8 protein-coding genes are annotated in these 17,735 nt (G+C 64.8%); all 8 read right to left on the reverse strand.

Features of this window, described 5'->3' with window-relative positions; genetic code table 11:
- Window positions 1-274: 274 nt before the first annotated feature.
- Window positions 275-2,533 carry a methyl-accepting chemotaxis protein gene (locus AC1POX_RS10510; RefSeq protein ID WP_042841309.1) on the reverse strand — a complete coding sequence of 753 codons (2,259 nt, stop codon included), beginning with the start codon at window positions 2,531-2,533 and terminating at the stop codon, window positions 275-277.
- Window positions 2,534-2,753: 220 nt separating this feature from the next.
- On the reverse strand, window positions 2,754-5,126 hold the full coding sequence (locus tag AC1POX_RS10515) for a methyl-accepting chemotaxis protein (protein ID WP_372357113.1): 2,373 nt from the start codon (window positions 5,124-5,126) through the stop codon (window positions 2,754-2,756).
- A 13-nt stretch (window positions 5,127-5,139) separates the two neighbouring features.
- Window positions 5,140-5,901: a transporter gene (locus AC1POX_RS10520; RefSeq protein WP_008577050.1), complete on the reverse strand. Its 762-nt coding sequence runs from the start codon at window positions 5,899-5,901 to the stop codon at window positions 5,140-5,142.
- Window positions 5,902-6,201: 300 nt separating this feature from the next.
- A complete protein-coding gene (locus tag AC1POX_RS10525) occupies window positions 6,202-8,991 on the reverse strand; it encodes a methyl-accepting chemotaxis protein (protein ID WP_372357114.1) in 2,790 nt (929 codons plus the stop codon).
- A gap of 66 nt (window positions 8,992-9,057) precedes the next feature.
- Complete coding sequence (locus AC1POX_RS10530) at window positions 9,058-11,235, reverse strand: methyl-accepting chemotaxis protein (protein WP_372357115.1); 2,178 nt, start codon at window positions 11,233-11,235, stop codon at window positions 9,058-9,060.
- Window positions 11,236-11,775: 540 nt separating this feature from the next.
- Window positions 11,776-12,309, reverse strand: a complete 534-nt coding sequence (locus AC1POX_RS10535; RefSeq protein WP_008577780.1) for a hypothetical protein — start codon at window positions 12,307-12,309, stop codon at window positions 11,776-11,778.
- Window positions 12,310-12,631: 322 nt separating this feature from the next.
- The gene (locus tag AC1POX_RS10540; protein WP_372357116.1) at window positions 12,632-14,905 is read right to left on the reverse strand and encodes a methyl-accepting chemotaxis protein; all 2,274 of its coding nucleotides are present in this window, start codon (window positions 14,903-14,905) and stop codon (window positions 12,632-12,634) included.
- 309 nt (window positions 14,906-15,214) lie between these two features.
- A complete protein-coding gene (locus AC1POX_RS10545) occupies window positions 15,215-17,500 on the reverse strand; it encodes a methyl-accepting chemotaxis protein (RefSeq protein WP_372357117.1) in 2,286 nt (761 codons plus the stop codon).
- Window positions 17,501-17,735 lie beyond the last annotated feature (235 nt).

A 17,735-nucleotide genomic window follows, 5' to 3' on the forward strand; every position in this document is an offset into this window, starting at 1 on the left:
TTTAATTCAAATATAAAATTTATCTAATATTATATTGAATCGTACTGAAGAGTCTGTTTTCGACTGTGCGCCAAAATGAAAGCCGCGCTTTTTGAGGGCGCGGCTTCGATAACAGTTGCCATTTCAAGGCCATGCGGCTGATTTAACGACCGTACAACATGGCGAATAGTCCAACACTCGGAGACCGACTTCAGGATCCGCATACCTACGTAGTATTTGCCAGACCCGGCACAGGTCGCGCCCACCTGGCGGTGAGCGCAGCCGTCTCGCGCGCTTAGAACTCGGACCAATCGGATTCGTTGGACGGCGCCATTGCCACTGCTGCGCGGCCCGCCGGACGCGCGGCATGCGGTTTGGTGGCAGGCGTGCTGGCCGCCACCGGGCGCTTGGCGGCGATCTGGCGTACCACCGGCGTTGCGCGGGTGACCGCTTCCAGTTCGGCCGAGAGGCGGAACAGCGCCACCGCTTCGGTGAGTTGCTGCGCCTGCTCTTCCATCGAGCGTGCAGCGGCGGTGGCTTCTTCCACCAACGCGGCGTTTTGCTGGGTGGCCTCGTCCATGTGGGTGACGGTCTGGTTGACCTGCTCGATGCCGGCCGACTGCTCCTGCGAGGCGGCAGAGATTTCGCTCATGATGTCGGTGACACGCTGCACCGAGGAGACGATCTCGGCCATGGTGCTGCCGGCCTGATTCACCAGTGCCGAGCCTTCGGCCACCTTGCTCACCGAGTCGTCGATCAGGCCCTTGATCTCCTTCGCTGCACCGGCCGAACGCTGCGCCAGCGTGCGTACTTCCGAGGCCACCACGGCAAAGCCACGGCCCTGCTCGCCGGCACGCGCCGCTTCCACCGCGGCATTCAAGGCCAGGATGTTGGTCTGGAACGCGATGCCGTCGATGACGCTGATGATTTCGGCAATCTTCTTGGACGAGGTTTCGATGCCGGACATGGTGGTGACCACCTGGCCGACCACGTTGCCGCCGTGCGATGCCACGCCTGCCGCGCCGATGGCCAGCTGGTTGGCCTGACGCGCGTGCTCGGCGTTCTGCTTGACGGTGGAGGTGAGCTCTTCCATCGAAGCGGCGGTTTCTTCCAGGTTGGCCGCCTGCTGTTCGGTACGTTGCGACAGGTCGTTGTTGCCGGCGGCAATCTCGCCGGCGGCCGTGTTGATCGCCAGGGTGGAGTGCTTGATGCGGCCCACGATGTCGGTCAGACGCTGGGTGGTCGCGTTGGCGTCGTCGCGCAGCCGTGCGAACACGCCGTGGAATTGCCCGTCCATGCGCGCGGTCAGGTCGCCCTCGGCCACGGCGCCGAGCAGCTGCGACAGCTTGCCCAGGTTGCGGTCGCTGACTTCCATCATCGAGTTCAGATCCGACACCATCACGGCGAAGTCGTACTTAAAGCGCTGCGCATCGCCACGCGCACTGAAATCGCCGGAGGCGGCCGCCTGCGCCAGGTGCTTGATCTCGGTGTTGATCGACAACAAGCTGGCCTTGGCCGCATCCATCGCTTCATGCAGCACCGCGCGGCTGGCCGGCAGGCGACGCGCATCTTCGCTCAGGTCGCCCTGGGCATATTGATTGAGGATGCGCACCGCATCGATGATGGCGTCGAGATGCTCGAAGATCATCGTGTTGATGCCGGTGGCAAGGTTGCCGTACACGCCGGGGAAATCTTCCGGCATGCGGTGGGTGATGTCTTCGGCAGCATGCAGGTGCGACATGCGCGCGGTTTCGTCGGAGAAACGGCGCAGCATCTGGGTCATGCCCCCGGTGGCTTCCAGCATCTGGCCGATCTCGTCCTTGCTGGTCTTGCCGACCTGCACGCCCAGATCGCCGCGCGAGACCGCCTGGATGGCGCCCAGCGCCTTGGCAAGCGGGCTGGTGATGCTGCGCGCGATCAACCAACCGAAGGTCACCGACAGGGCGGCCATCAGCAAGGTGCCGATCAGCAGCACCGCGCTGGTCAGCTTGAACGAGCTGGCGCTGGCAGTCACCATGTCGCCCAGCGCCTTGGACTGTTGTGCATACAGCTTGTCCACCGAGGCGAACAGTTCCTTGCGGATCTCGCCCGATTGCTTGCGCGAGAACTCCATCGCAGCGGCGCGGTCGGGCTCTGCATAGAGCTTGCGCAGCTGCTGGTTGGCGGCGAAATAGCGGGCGCTGGCATCGGTGAGCCTGGCGTACTCGGCCTTCAACGGCGAGGCCGCATCGATCTTGGCGTCCAGCTGCTTCTGGGTGTCGGCGTACTTGGCCTGGATTTCATCCATGCGCTTGAAGAAATACGCGTAGCGCTCCGGGTCTTCCAGATTGAGGAACTGGCCCACTTCGTAGACGCGGAATTCGCCGGCAAAACCGCGCAACTCGGACAGGCGGCTCAACACCGGCACCACGTCCTGGTTGATCAAGGTGGTTTCGCTCTGCATCTGCTTCATGCGCGAAAAGCCCAAACCGCCCAGTAATGCGGTGAGCACGGCACTCAGACAGAAGGCAAACATGAGTTTGCGGCGGATTGGCCAGTCGTTGAACTTATTCATCACTTGCTCCGAAACATTGCCTAGCGGCGTTATCCAGCAAGCTAACGGCTGAAACGCCAACTTCTTTAGTTGTGAAGTATTAACGGGCAGGCAAACGCCTGCCGATTACGCGAAAACGCCGCTATACAGCTGTCGCGGCGATGTGGCCGAGTCGCATGGCCGCTAACAGCGCTCTGCGTCACGGCGCCAGATCCGGGCCGCCGTCGCGCGCCGGTCTTGCTCAGAAGTCCTGCCACTGGCTGTCGTTGCCGGCGGTGGCCGCGGACGCGTTCACTGCCGGCTTGCGAGCGCTCGGCGCACGCGTGCTGGGCTTGCTTGCCCGGGCAACGGCGACCACGGCGGGCGTTGTGGCCACAGGCATTGCAGCCTGCGCCTGCGGCGCATCGGCCAGGGTAAAGCGCGACACTGCGTGCGCCAGCTGGCTGGCCTGGTCCTCCATGGTGCGCGCAGCGGCAGTGGCTTCTTCCACCAATGCGGCGTTCTGCTGGGTCGCCTCATCCATCTGGGTGATGGTGAGATTGACCTGCTCGATACCCGACGACTGTTCCTGCGACGCGGCAGCGATCTCGCCCATGATGTCGGTGACGCGCTGCACGCTGGCGACGATATCGGCCATGGTGGTGCCGGCCTGATGGACCAGCTGCGAGCCCTCGGCGACCTTGCTCACCGAATCGTCGATCAGATGCTTGATCTCTTTCGCGGCACCGGCCGACCGCTGCGCCAGCGTGCGCACCTCGGAGGCGACCACTGCGAAACCGCGGCCCTGCTCGCCGGCACGCGCCGCTTCCACGGCGGCGTTGAGCGCCAGGATGTTGGTCTGGAACGCGATGCCGTCGATCACGCTGATGATCTCGGCGATCTTTTTCGATGAGACTTCGATGCCGGACATGGTGGTGACCACCTGCGCCACCACCGCGCCGCCCTGCGAAGCCACACCAGCCGCACCGATCGCCAACTGGTTGGCCTGGCGTGCGCTTTCAGCATTCTGTTTGACGGTGGAGGTGAGCTCTTCCATCGAGGCGGCAGTCTCTTCCAGATTGGCCGCTTGTTGTTCGGTGCGCTGCGACAGGTCGTTGTTGCCGGCGGCAATTTCGCTGGAGGCGGTATGAATGCTGCCGGCGGCCTGCTGGATACGCCCGATCACCAGCGCCAGTTGCTCGGCGGTGGTATTGGCGTCGTCGCGCATCGTGGCGAAAACGCCATGGAACTGGCCCTGCATGCGCGCACTCAGGTCGCCGTCGGCCAGCGCGCTCAGCAGGCGCGACACTTCGGCGATGCTGACCGCGTTGGCATCGAGCAAGGCATTGAGCTGTTGCGCCAGTTGCAGGAAAAAGCCTTGTTTCCCGGTACTGTCGATGCGCTTGGATAGATCGCCGGCAGCGGCGCTGCGCACCACGTCGGCAACGTCGATTTCCACGCGCGCCTCGGCCGTGCGGTCGCGCCACTCGCAGACAAAGCCCAGATGCGCGCCGGCCTCGTCGCGAATTGCCGAAACGTTCTGTGCGATGCAGGTGCTGCGGTACTGCACCTCGCGCTGGGCAGCGCCCTGGCGGTCCAGACGCTGATAGATCTCCGCGTCCTGTGCGTTGCCCACTTCCAGCAGCGAGACCGGTTGGCCGACCAGCTTGGCGGTGCGATTGAACGCGGGCGCGCAGGCCTGGATATCGTCTGCGTAGGTGTGCAGCAGGTTTTGCAGCGCACCATTGGTGTAGATGATGGTGAGGTCCGGGTCGGCGATGTACATGCCGGTGGAAGCGTTATCCAGTGCGGTGCGGATGCGCAGGTTTTCGGCTGCGATGCTGCGCTCGCGCTCCAGACGCTCGCGCAGGTCGCGCTGCATGCGCGCCAATGCGGCCATCAGGCTGCGGCTGTGCTTTGCGGCGACCGGGATCGGTTGGTCCAGGCGGCCTTCGGCGATGTGTTGCGCGGCAGCCATGGCCAGCTGCGGCTCGCCGCCAAGCAGGCCGAATACCGAGCGCAGAATCCAGCCGGCCGCCAGCGCCAGGCACACGAATGCCAGCACCACGGCGCTACCCTGCTGCCACATCACGCGGTGGCTGTATTGCTCGGCCTGGCGGCGGCTGGCCTCGTTCAAGGCCAGGATGCGCTCGCTGATGGCGCCCATGCGGGTTTCAAGCTGGCCGAATTTATCGTTGAAATCCGCGTAGGCCGCTGCGCTGTCCGCATGCGTTTCGGCAGCCTTCACCACCTGGTCGGCGGATGCGATATAGGCCTGCAGCGCCGGCGTCACCGCGTCCAGATCGGCGCGCAATGCGGGGGCCAGCGGCAGTTTGCGGTTGGCTGCCAGCGACTCGCGGAATTCGCCGGCGTGTTCGCCCAATGCGCTGCGCGCGGCCGACACGGCTTTATCGTCTTTCGTGGAGGCAGCAAGCAACGCCGCGGTGACATCGCCGCGCAGGGCGTCGTGCATCATGTCCGCCTGCATATGGTTGCGCAGCGCATCGGAGGAGATGACCTGTGCGGCAATCGCATCGAGCAGGCCGCGTTGGCCGTTATAGCCCACGCCACCCAAGGCGAGCAGCGCCAATGCGGCCACCAGCACCAGGACGCCCAGCATGTGCATGATCTTCATGGTGCAACCCGTGTCAGAAGCGGAAAGACAGGCCCACGCCGAGCGCGTGATCCGGTGAGCGGTCGTTGAGTCCGCGGCTGTAGACAGCGTCCAGTTGGACGTCGTTGCTCAGCAGCCAGGCCGAGCCGACATCGAGCAGGGCCACGGTGCCGCCATCGTCGCTGTTGGCGATCTGCGGCAACGCCACTTCGACGAACGAGCGCACGCGGTCGTTCCAGGCCTTGCCGAGAACGGCACCGAAGATGCCGGCGGTATATCGATTGCCCTGGCCATCGTCGTCCCAGATCACTCCGGGCATCATGCCGGCGGAAATGCTGTCGCTGAGCTCCCATTCGGCCACCAGCCGGAACGAGGGGCGTGCACCATGGCCGCGCAACGCCTGCGCGCCGCTGGGCAGATCCACATGCAGCAACCAGGCCAGCGAGGTCTTGCCATCGTCGGAGCTGGCCAGGTGGTGCTTGATGCCGAGCGAGACGTCGGACATGCCGCTGACCTGCGCATCGCCGGGCAGGTCGATGCGCTGCCAGCCATCGGTTTCCAGCCGCAGTTCCCAGGTCTGGCCCAGGCCGTAGCGCAGTAGGGTGGGTGTGGAATACGCATCCACCGCATCATCGCGTTCCCACGCGACGCTGGTTTCCACCTGCACGCGGCGGTCGCCGACAGTGAGGCTGGATTCCACGAAATCGGGGCGGTCGGTCGCGATCGGGTCTTCAGCGCGGGCATGACCCATCACACCCAACAGCACAAAACAGCTGGCGATAACAGACGGCTTCATGGCATCCCTTGCGTGGCGACCTGCGGAAACAACTATCCGGATGCATGCGCTGGCTGCGTTGGTCGCGACAGCACGCATGCACTGCTGGACCGGCTGCTGCGGTGTGGCGCAGGCAGTCGATGTCATCCACACTAACGGCAACGCTGCATGATTCTTGATGCGCGTCGGACGATCGGAAGGGGCAGGGCATGCACAGCGCGCCGATGACGCGCCGTGCGGGATGCAGTTGTGGAATGCAAGTAACGCTGCGTTCGTGCGATTACGCTTGTGTTCGCTTGCAATCCACTGCGCGCAGGGCGGTTAGAAATCCTGCCACTGGCTGTCGTGACCGGCAGTGCCGGAGGACTTGCCCACGGAGTGAGGCAGCAGTGTCGCCACGCGCTTGCCGCGGGCGGCTGCCGGCTTGGTGGTGACCACCGCGCGCACCGCTGGTTTGACAGTGGACGCAGCCAGCACGGGCTTGACCGCATGATTGAGCTTGAAGACCGCCACCGCCTCGGTCAGCTGGCCGGCCTGTTCTTCCATCGCACGCGCTGCGGCAGTGGCTTCTTCCACCAGCGCGGCATTCTGCTGCGTGGCTTCATCCATCTGCGTCACGGTGAGGTTGACCTGCTCGATGCCCGACGACTGCTCCTGCGAGGCGGCGGAGATTTCGCCCATGATGTCGGTGACGCGCTGCACGCTGGCGACGATCTCGCTCATGGTGGTGCCGGCCTGATGCACCAGCGACGAGCCTTGTTCCACCTTGCTCACCGAATCGTCGATCAGGTGCTTGATCTCCTTGGCAGCACCGGCCGAACGTTGCGCCAGCGTGCGCACCTCGGAGGCGACCACGGCAAATCCGCGGCCCTGTTCGCCGGCGCGCGCCGCTTCCACCGCCGCATTCAAGGCCAGGATATTGGTCTGGAATGCGATCCCGTCGATGACGCTGATGATCTCGGCGATCTTCTTGGACGAGGTCTCGATGCCCGACATGGTGGTGACGACCTGCGCCACCACCGAACCGCCATGCGATGCCACGTCGGCTGCGCCGATGGCCAGCTGGTTGGCCTGACGCGCATGCTCGGCATTCTGTTTGACGGTGGAGGTGAGTTCCTCCATCGAGGCGGCGGTTTCTTCCAAATTGGCGGCCTGTTGTTCGGTGCGCTGGGAAAGATCGTTGTTGCCGGCAGCAATTTCGCTGGCGGCTGCGCTGATCTGCGTGGCCGAGGTCTGAATGCCGGAGACAATGCCGGTGAGCTGCGCCACCGTGGCGTTGGCATCGTCGCGCATGCGGGCGAACACGCCCTGGAAGTCGCCGTCCATGCGTACGGTGAGGTCGCCTTCGGCCAGCGCACTGAGCAGGCTGGAAATCCGCTCCAGGCTCAGCGAAGTGGTTTCCAGCAGGCCATTGAGCTGCCGGCCGAATTCCAGATAGAACCCATGCTTGTCGTCCAGCGCCAGGCGCTGGCCGAAATCGCCCATCAAGGCGGACTGCACCAGCTCGGCCACTTCCTGCTGGGTGCTGACTTCGGCACTGATATTGCGCCACAGCAGCATGCTGCCGCTACGACGGCCATCGGGGGCATACAGCGGGGTCATGGTCAGATCCAGCGTCACCGGCCCGAAGCGGTAGCGCTCGGTGGTGGTGGACTGCAGCTGCCGCAGACGCTGCGTACGCGAGGCGCCTTCGCCATCGTTGCCGAACACGTAGTCCATCGGCTTGCCGACCACCGCATCGGCACTGAAGCCGGTCTGGCCCTTGGCATGAAAGGCGGGCTCGCCCTGCTTGAACGAGGTGTGCAGCGCCTGGGTGATGAACACCGCGTTGTGCTGTTCGTCGGCCAGCAACACTTCCATTTCCGAATGTTCCAGCGCGGTGCGGATGCGCAGGTTTTCGTTGGCCACCTGCGCATCGCGCTCGATGCGCTCGCGCAGGTCGCTCTGCATGCGTTGCATGGCGCCCATCAGGCGGCCCACTTCGTCCTGGCGCTGCACGGCGATCTGGTTGTCGAGCTTGCCCGAGGCGATCGCATCGGCCACGTGCGCAGCGGCCTCCAGCGGCCGCACCACCTGGCGACGCAGCAGCGCAAACAGCGCCACGCTGAGCACCAGCGCCGAGCCAAGGCCGACGGCAAGGATGGTCCACAGCAGGTGATGCGCCTGCTGCATGATCGTGGCATACGGCACCACCACGCCCAGCGCGAAGCGCTCCTGCGCCTTGCCGATCTGTAGCGGAACGTAGGCGCTGACTGCGCCGTCTGCATCGGGGGTGAAATCCAACGCGTCCTTGCCGGCCTTGATCGCCTCCAGCATGGTGCGGTGGCGTGCGTCGGTGACCTGCTTGCCGATGCGCGTGGTGTCGTGCGATGCCAGCACCACGCCGGCAGGCGAGAGCAGTTCGACATAACCGTCCTGCATCGGGCGCAAGGCGCCAAGGCGCTGCTGCAATGCCGCCAGTGCCACGTCCACGGTGACCGCGCCCAGATACTTGCCGTCCTGCAGGATCGGCGTGGACAAGGTGGTCATCAGCACGGTCTTGCCGCCGATCTTGTAATCGTAGGGTTCGGCCACGGTCTGCCGCAGCAGTGCACGCGGTTTCAGATTCCAGTCGCCCAGGCCGGGGGTTTCGTAATCGGTGAGCGGCTCGCGGACCAGTGTCTGCTCACTGCGTCCCCAGTAGGTCATGAAGCGGCCGGTGGCGTCGTGGCCCTTGGCATTGGCGAATGCGCTGTCCTTGCCATCGAAGGCCTGCGGCTCCCACAAGGTGCCCATGCCGACCCACTCGGGGTGGTCCAGCAATTGGTCGTGCACCACTGCCGCGGCGCTGTCGCGGCTGATGCCGCCATTGGCGCGTTGCACCAGCAAGGTGGTGGCCAGCGATTGGCCGGTCGTCAACGCCTGGCCAAGCTCGCTGCCGATCTGCTCGGCCTGGTAGCGCGCGGCATTTTGCATCGTGGCCTGCGCAGAGGCGCTCAATGCGCGACTGCTTTGCCAATAGGTGATGGCTGCGGTCAAACCGAAGCACAGCGACGCAATGACTGCCGTACCGAACATCAGGCGGTACGCTAGGCGTCCGCTGAAACGTGAGTGGGTGGAAGGCGAGGTCATGGGCGTAGCCGCGGAAGGAAAAAGGAAAAGGGAGAAAACAACCCCGCCGGAGCGGGGCATGTGCGGTCAGTAGGCGGCCAGCGCAGCCCGCGCAGGCGCGCGTGTGCCGACATGGCCGAACGTCTTGGAGGTGGCCGCGACGATCCGGAAGCTGGACACCGCCTCATCCAGCTGCTGCGCCTGCTGCTGCATGGCATTAGCCGCTGCGGTGGCTTCTTCCACCAGCGCCGCGTTCTGCTGCGTGCTCTCGTCCATCTGGGTGACGGTGAGGTTGACCTGTTCGATCCCGGCCGACTGTTCCTGCGAGGCGGCAGAAATTTCGCTCATGATGTCGGTGACGCGCTGCACCGAAGAGACGATCTCGGCCATGGTCTTGCCGGCCTGATCCACCAGCAGCGAGCCCTCGGACACCTTGCCCACCGAATCGTCGATGAGGTGCTTGATCTCTTTGGCCGCATTGGCCGAACGCTGGGCCAGCGTGCGTACTTCCGAGGCGACCACCGCAAATCCGCGGCCTTGTTCGCCGGCACGTGCGGCTTCCACCGCGGCATTCAGCGCCAGGATATTGGTCTGGAAGGCGATGCCGTCGATGACGCTGATGATCTCGGCGATCTTCTTGGACGAGGTCTGGATACCGGACATGGTGTCCACCACCTGGCTCACCACCTGGCCGCCCTGCGAGGCCACGCTGGCGGCGCCGATCGCCAACTGGTTGGCCTGGCGTGCGCTTTCGGCATTCTGCTTGACGGTGGAGGTGATCTCCTCCATCGAGGCGGCGGTTTCTTCCAGATTGGCGGCCTGCTGTTCGGTGCGCTGGGACAGATCGTTGTTGCCTGCGGCGATTTCGCTGGCCGAGCCGGTGATGGAACTGGCGGCCTGCTGGATGCGCCCGACGATGCCGGCCAGTTGGGTGGCCGTGGTGTTGGCGTCGTCGCGCATGCGCGCGAACACGCCATGGTACTGGCCATCCAGGCGCGCAGTGAGGTCGCCTTCGGCCAGGGATGCCAGCAGCTCGGACAGCTTGCCCAGGTTGCGGTCGCTGACCTCCATCATCGCGTTGAGGTCGTTGATCATGCGCGCCGAGTCGTGCTTGAAGCGCGTGGCATCGCCGCGTTGACTGAAGTCGCCGTTAGCCGCGGCCTGGGCCAGGCGTTTGATCTCGGTGTTGATCGCCAGCAGGCTGGCCTTGGCCGCGTCCATCGCTTCGTGCAGCACCGCACGCGTGCCGGGCAGGCGCGCGGCATTGCGCGACAGGTCGCCTTGCGCATACTCGTTGAGGATGCCGATCGCATCGACGATGGCATCCAGGTGCTCGAAGATCATCGTGTTGATGCCGGTGGCCAGCTCGCCGTAGACGCCCGGGAAATCGGTCGGCATGCGGTGGGTGACATCGTCGCCGGCATGCATGTGCACCATCACCTTGGTCTGCGCGGAGAAGCGCTCCAAGGTGTGGACCATCTCGTCGGTGGCCTTGAGCATCTGGCCGATTTCATCGGTGCCGTGTTCGGCAGTACGCACGCTCAGGTCGCCGCGCGCCACACCCTTGATGGCTGCCAGGGCCCGCGACACCGGCTCCAGGATGGAGTTGCCGATCATCCAGCCCACCAGCAGATTGATCAGCACCAAGGCGCCTCCGGCGATCGCAACGATGCCGGTGAAAACCAGCGCCTGCGATTGAGTGTCGTCCAGGTACACGCCGGTGCCGATCACCCAGCCCCACGGCTTGTACAGCGCCGCGTACGAGGTTTTCTGCACCGGATCCTTCTGCCCTGGCTTGGCCCAGGTGTAATCGACATAGCCGCCGCCGGCCTGCGCTGCGGTGACGAACGCCGGAAACACGCGCTTGCCGTCCGGGCTGAGCACATCGCTCAACGGCTTGCCGACCAGGTCGGGCCGGGTGGGGTGCATCAGCATCGTCGGCGTCTGGTCGGTGACGTAGATGTAATCCACACCGCCACGTGCGCGCATGGTCGACAGGGTATGCAGCGCACTTTTCTTGGCGGTCTCCACGTCGATCTCGCCCTTTTCGGCGCGCTCGGCGTAGCCATTGACCACTGCAATCGCCATCTCGATCTGGCTCTTGAGCCCATCGCGGCGCGTATCGGTCAGATCGACGTACTGCATGCGTGCGGCGATCACCGCCAACGCAATGATGCCCAGCGCAACCAGAGCAGTCTGGGCGAAGAACTTGCGCTTGAGCGGCACATTGGCCAGCGTTTTTGCAACCGTGGTCTTCAGCGTCATGGCAGATATCCAGCAAAGGAATGTGACCGGCGTAAGTCGAATAGCGACCCGACTCCGAAAATGTTGAGCCGGGCGCACCGCAGGGTTGCGGACGATGTGTGGCGCAGGCCACGTGCGAATGGCCTGACTTTGCTCAGTGCGTTAACGCGCTGGCACGGCGCTTTGCGTGCTCGGCGCAGTGGCAGCGCGCTGGGCATGACAGCGAACCAGACAGTGCCTGAAAGACATGCTGTCACGCGATCGCCGACGGCGTGGGCACGGTGGCGGTTTGCACTTTCGGCGACCATTGAACGGCTCACAGCTGCCCGGCGAATTCATCAGGCAATGCGGTGACGGCGCTCAGCGTCCTGGCGCAGGCGCTGCGCATGCAGCACCGGGCAGCGCGCACGGTGTGAACGGCACCGGCGGGCGGGCCGGGAGATTGTGCAGTCGCCGCGCCGATGAACTCGGCCGCACAAGGCGTGATGGTTCAGCGTGAACTGGCGCGTGCTACGCGTGATGTTGCCCGGGCGCTGCGTGGCAAGGTTTGCCTGCAGCGGCTCAGTTGCGCTGCGCAACGTTCACGCTGGCGACCGATTGCTGCAGGCTCTGCAGTTCGGTCCACAAGACGTGGCGGGTATCGCCGCTATGGCCCAGCGACAAGGCTTGTGCGTATTGCAGGTCGCCTTCGTGCAGGGCGCGATTGGCCTGACGGTGCTGTGCCAGGTACTTGCCCAGCTGCTGCTGCACCAGCGCGAATTTGCGTGCCTGTTCGCCCTGCGGCGCGGTGGCCTGGAAGTAGCCGGCATGCCGTGCGATCCGCTGATGCAGATTGCCCAGACGCTCGTCGTAGGCTTCGATACGCGCCGCATCGTGCCTGGCGGCAAGCTGTGCACGTTGATCGTCGCGCAACTGCGCCAGATCCACCGCCAGCGCCTGCAATGCAGTAACCGGCACATTGTCCAGAAGCACCGAGACCGGCGCTGCCGGGGCGGCGAAGGAGGGCGGCAACGAGACGCCCGCAGCCAGCAACGCGACGGTGAACACACAGCCCAGCACGGTGCGGGCAGAGCGGTTGGAGTTGGCGGTGTGCATGCGGACGTCCTTCGATCTAGCGCGGGCAATGCGGCCCTCAGTGCTTGTTGTATCGGCCGCACGAGCCTGCGCTTGACCGATTTTCGACCAGCGGCACGCTTGCATGGTCGTCGCAATGACTTCCTTCTCCTGCGGGGAAAGCCGGTGCGCAGCGCCGGATGAAGGCACGCGCACAGCCTCATGCGCCCACCGCAAGCTGTCGACAACGACACGCGACACTGCCTCGGCAGGGTTTTCCCCGCCAAAAAAAAGCCCCGACATTGCTGCCGGGGCCTGGGGACCACCTGCCGTCTGATCCGGCGGCCGTGTATCTGCAGTGGGCTTAGAACTCCTGCCAGTTCGATTCGCTGTTGCTGGCCGCGGCAGCCAGCCGGCGTTGTGCTGTGGCGGGGGCGGCGCTGGGTTTTGTAACAGCCGAGCCGGTCACCCGTTTGGCAGCGCTGGCCGACGTGGCGGCGGCCAGGCGCAGCGGTGCAGGGCGCTTGGCCGCGGGCGCCACACCGGCGACCTGCTGCACCTTGAAGATCGATACCGCATCGGACAACTGACCGGCTTGTTCTTCCATTGCACGTGCCGCGGCCGTGGCTTCTTCCACCAGCGCCGCGTTCTGCTGGGTGGTTTCGTCCATCTGCGTCACGGTGAGGTTGACCTGCTCGATCCCGGCCGACTGTTCCTGCGAGGCGGCAGAAATCTCGCCCATGATGTCGGTGACGCGCTGCACGCTGGCGACGATGTCGGCCATGGTCTTGCCGGCCTGGTCCACCAGGACGGAGCCTTCGGCGACCTTGCCCACCGAGTCGTCGATGAGGTGCTTGATCTCCTTGGCTGCGCCGGCCGAGCGCTGGGCAAGCGTGCGCACTTCGCTGGCCACCACCGCAAATCCGCGGCCCTGGTCGCCCGCGCGTGCCGCTTCCACTGCGGCGTTCAACGCCAGGATGTTGGTCTGGAAGGCAATGCCGTCGATGACGGAGATGATATCGGCGATCTTCTTCGACGAGACTTCGATGTCGGCCATGGTGGACACCACCTTGCCGACCACGTCGCCGCCTTGCGACGCCACAGCCGCCGCGCCGATCGCAAGCTGGTTGGCCTGGCGTGCGCCTTCGGCGTTCTGCCTGACGGTGGAGGTGAGCTCCTCCATCGAGGCCGCGGTTTCTTCCAGGTTGGCGGCCTGCTGCTCGGTGCGCTGCGACAGATCGTTGTTGCCGGCGGCGATCTCGCTGGCCGCGGTATTGATCGACACCGTGGCGTGCTGGATGCGCCCGACAATGCTGGAGAGCTGTTCGGTGGTGGCGTTGGCATCGTCGCGCATCTGCGCGAACACGCCGTTGAACTCGCCCTGCATGCGCTGGGTGAGATCACCTGCAGCAATGGCCTGCAGCACCTTCGACAGCGCGCCCAAATTACCGTCGGCGGTGGCCATCAGCCGGTTGAGGCTTTCCACCATTGCCAGGAAATCGTGCTGGAAACGCGCCGTATCGCCGCGTACGCTGAAGTCGCCATCGGCCGCAGCCTGGGCCAGCAGTTTGATCTCGCTGTTCATCGCCGTCAGGTTGGATTTGACGGTGTCCATGGTCTCGCTCAACACGGCTTCTTCGCCCGGCAGGCGGTCCATGTCCTGGCTCAGGTCGCCGATGGCGTAGCGCGACATGATCTGCGCGAGCTTGAGCTTGACCGCGATATGCGCATCTACCAGAGCATTGGTATCGCGCACCATGCTGCCGTATTGCCCGGGAAACGCATCCTGGTCCATGCGGAAGCTGATCTTGCCGCTGTCGTGCTGGCGGGCCATCTCCTGCTGCGCGGCGGCAACGGCCTTGAGCTGCTCCTGCATGCCGCGCATGCTGGTCAACAACTGGCCGGGCTCATCGCCTGGCTGCGGGCCGATCGGGTGATCCAGATCGCCGTGGGCGATCGCATCGGCGACCTGCGTGGCCTGCTTCAGCGGCCGCACCAGGCTGGCCGAGATCAGCCACGCCAACGCGGCGGCCAGGCCGGCCGCGAGCAGGCCGAAGGCGATCAAGGCACGGTTTGCCAGCGCCACGCTGCCCAGGATGGTGGCCGCGCCGGCGGCATTCTGCTGATTCTGCAATTCCACCGCGGCAGCAATCGCCTTGGAGCGGCGCTCCAGCAACGGCTGCGCCTGCCCACTGAGCAGCTGCTTTGCGCCCTCCAGGTCGCCTTCGCGTACCAGGCCCAGCAGCCGGTTGTTGGTGGCGCGGGCAGCGGTGAGGCTGTCTTCGATGGCCTGCCGAGCACGTAGGCCGTCGCTGTTGGTCGGCAGCTGTTTCAACGCGGTCCACAGTTGTGCGTAATGTTCGCGATTGGCCTTGAGCTGCGCATCGACAGCGGGCCGCTGCTGCGGGCTCGCTAGCATGAAGTCGCGGATGTAGCGCTCGCCGAGCATGTTGCTCTCGCGCATCTGACTGAGCAGCGCTGCCTTGCGGTTATTGACCTCGACGATGATCGCGACCTGATGTTGGACGGTCTTGAACTGGGACAGCGCCAGGGCGGTGGAGCCGGCAAGCAACGCGATCAGCAACGCGAATGCCACCGCCAGGCGTCGCCCGACGGTCATGGAATGCAGGAATTTCATGGTGTTTCTCTCTGGGGAGGGTGGAAAAGAGATACAGCGGTAGCGTTCGCCACCCGGAATTCTGAAGTCGCATGTTGCATTGCAGCATGCTGGCGTTCATGGTGCTCGGTGGGGCCAGCGCGAGGCATGGCCAAGCGATGCATCGCGCAGGCATCCCGGCTGCGAGAATCTGCTGCCGTATTGGATGCAGGGATGCGTGCGCGTGAGCGTTGCTACAACCCGCACGCGCCAAAAAAAAAGCCCCGACATCGCTGCCGGGGCTTGCTCATGCTTGGTCGCCTCGTCGCCTGCTCCACGCAGAGGTGGCGCTCAGAACTCCTGCCAACTCGACTCGCCGTTGGCGGCTGCGGCAATCACCGGGCGTGGCGTTGCTGTGGCCGTGGCCGCGACACCGGCCGATGCAGGGGCGCGCTTGGTCGTGGCCGATCTGGCAGCGCCTGGCTTGGCGGCGGCCAGGCGCGGCGGAGCAGGGCGCTTGGCTGCAGTGGCCACGGCAGCGACCTGCTGCACCTTGAAGATCGACACCGCATCGGACAGCTGACCGGCCTGCTCTTCCATCGCACGCGCCGCGGCCGTGGATTCTTCCACCAGCGCTGCGTTCTGCTGGGTGGCTTCGTCCATCTGCGTCACGGTGAGGTTGACCTGCTCGATCCCGGCCGACTGTTCCTGCGAGGCGGCAGAAATCTCGCCCATGATGTCGGTGACGCGCTGCACGCTGGCGACGATGTCAGCCATGGTCTTACCGGCCTGGTCCACCAGGACGGAGCCTTCGGCGACCTTGCTCACCGAGTCGTCGATGAGGTGCTTGATCTCCTTGGCCGCGCCGGCCGAACGCTGCGCCAGCGTGCGCACTTCCGAGGCGACCACGGCAAAACCACGGCCCTGCTCGCCGGCACGCGCTGCTTCCACGGCGGCATTCAAGGCCAGGATATTGGTCTGGAAGGCGATGCCGTCGATCACGCTGATGATGTCGGCGATCTTCTTCGAGGACACTTCGATGCCGGACATGGTGGTCACCACCTGCGCCACTACGCTGCCGCCTTGCGAGGCCACCGTGGCCGCACCGATGGCGAGCTGGTTGGCCTGGCGCGCATGCTCGGCGTTCTGGCGCACGGTGGAGGTGAGTTCCTCCATCGAGGCAGCGGTTTCTTCCAGGTTGGCCGCCTGCTGCTCGGTGCGCTGCGACAGATCGTTGTTGCCGGCGGCAATCTCGCTGGCCGCGGTATTGATCGACAAGGTGGCGTGCTGGATGCGCCCAACGATATCGGCAAGTTGCGCGGTGGTGGTATTGGCATCGTCGCGCATCCGGGCGAACACGCCATTGAACTGGCCTTGCATGCGCTCGGTGAGATCGCCCGCGGCAATGGACTGCAACAGCTTCGACAGCGCGCTCAGGTTGGCATCGGCGGTCGCCATCAACTGGTTGAGGCTCTCCACCATCGCCTGGAAATCGTACTGAAAACGTGCGGTGTTGCCGCGCACGCTGAAGTCGCCGTTGGCAGCGGCCTGCGCCAGCAGCTTGATCTCGCCGTTCATCGCCGACAGGTTGGCCTTGACGGTATCCATGGTGGAACTGAGCACGGCCTTCTCGCCGGGCAGGCGGTCCATGTCCTGGCTGAAGTCGCCGATGGCGTAGCACGACATGATCTGCGCGAGTTTCATCTTGACCGCGATATGCGAGCCGACCAGGCTGTTGGTGTCGCGCACCATGGTGCCGTAGTCGCCTGGAAACGCATCGTGTTCCATGCGGTAGCTGATCTGGCCGGCTTCGTGGCGCTTGGCCATTTCCGACTGCGCTGCGAGCACGGCCTGCAATTGCCGCTGCATGCCTTCCATGCTGTGTAGCAGTTGCCCGGCTTCGTCGCGGCTGTCGACGTGGATGGCGTTATCCAGTTTGCCCTGTGCGATGGCACTGGCCACCCGCGTGGCGCGAGCGAGCGGGCCGGCGATGCTGCGGGCGATGAACCAACCGGCAAATGCAGCCAGCAGCACGACCAGCACCATCGCCGCGAGCATGACCTGCACCGAGCGTTGATAGGTCGCCTCGGCCTGCGCGATCTCGCTGTCCATGTGGGCGACGTTGAACTTGGTCAGCTCCACCAATTTCGCGAACAGGTCGCGCCGCGCCGGGCGCGATTGCTCATCGGAAACGCGATTGGCAGTGACCAGATCGCCGGCACGCACCGCGGCGCTGAGTGCGGCGTTGGCCTTGTAGTACGCGTCCAGTTTCAGTTTGACCTCGTCGTACAACTCGGTCTCTCTGCCGGCCGTGGTGGTCTTGGCGTAGGCGTCCTGCGCCGTCGCGACGTCGGCGCGCGCCTTGTCCATGCGTTCGAAATAATTCTGCACCGCCTTCGGATCGTCGGCGTGCGCCAGCTGGGCAAGTTCGTAGGTGCGGAATTCGCCGAGCAATGCGCGCATTTCGCTCAGTTGCTGCACGGCCGGTGCCCACACGGTGCCGATCTCGCGCAACAGATGTGCGCTGGACTGCATGCGCACGAGCGCAAACCCGCCCAGGCTCAAGGTGATCAACGCGGTAAAGGAAAACGCCACGGCCAACTTGCGGGCAACGGCAAGATTGCGGAACCAGTTCATAGCGGTCTTCTCGTATTGCAGAGAACGACTGGCCTCGTGGGCGCCCGTCAGTGGTTGGGCGAATGACGATGGCAGCGTCGAAAGATCCGGACAAAGGGCCAGAATCTCCGCCGGTCGTGTCGGGCCGGACGGGTGTTGCTGATGCCGGCAGTCCCCATACTGCCGGCGATCGCTCCAGCACCCATCGTGCATCGATGGCGTGGTGGAGCCTTGCGCCGCGGCATCCAGGCCGCGG

The organism is Xanthomonas sp. NCPPB 3442 (assembly GCF_056725145.1).

Bases quoted from the DNA above. Each gene is read 5' to 3' on its own strand.
- AC1POX_RS10510 (WP_042841309.1), bottom strand. From the start codon at position 2,533: ATGAATAAGTTCAACGACTGGCCAATCCGCCGCAAACTCATGTTTGCC.
- AC1POX_RS10515 (WP_372357113.1), bottom strand. From the start codon at position 5,126: ATGAAGATCATGCACATGCTGGGCGTCCTGGTGCTGGTGGCCGCATTG.
- AC1POX_RS10520 (WP_008577050.1), bottom strand. From the start codon at position 5,901: ATGAAGCCGTCTGTTATCGCCAGCTGTTTTGTGCTGTTGGGTGTGATG.
- AC1POX_RS10525 (WP_372357114.1), bottom strand. From the start codon at position 8,991: ATGACCTCGCCTTCCACCCACTCACGTTTCAGCGGACGCCTAGCGTAC.
- AC1POX_RS10530 (WP_372357115.1), bottom strand. From the start codon at position 11,235: ATGACGCTGAAGACCACGGTTGCAAAAACGCTGGCCAATGTGCCGCTC.
- AC1POX_RS10535 (WP_008577780.1), bottom strand. From the start codon at position 12,309: ATGCACACCGCCAACTCCAACCGCTCTGCCCGCACCGTGCTGGGCTGT.
- AC1POX_RS10540 (WP_372357116.1), bottom strand. From the start codon at position 14,905: ATGAAATTCCTGCATTCCATGACCGTCGGGCGACGCCTGGCGGTGGCA.
- AC1POX_RS10545 (WP_372357117.1), bottom strand. From the start codon at position 17,500: ATGAACTGGTTCCGCAATCTTGCCGTTGCCCGCAAGTTGGCCGTGGCG.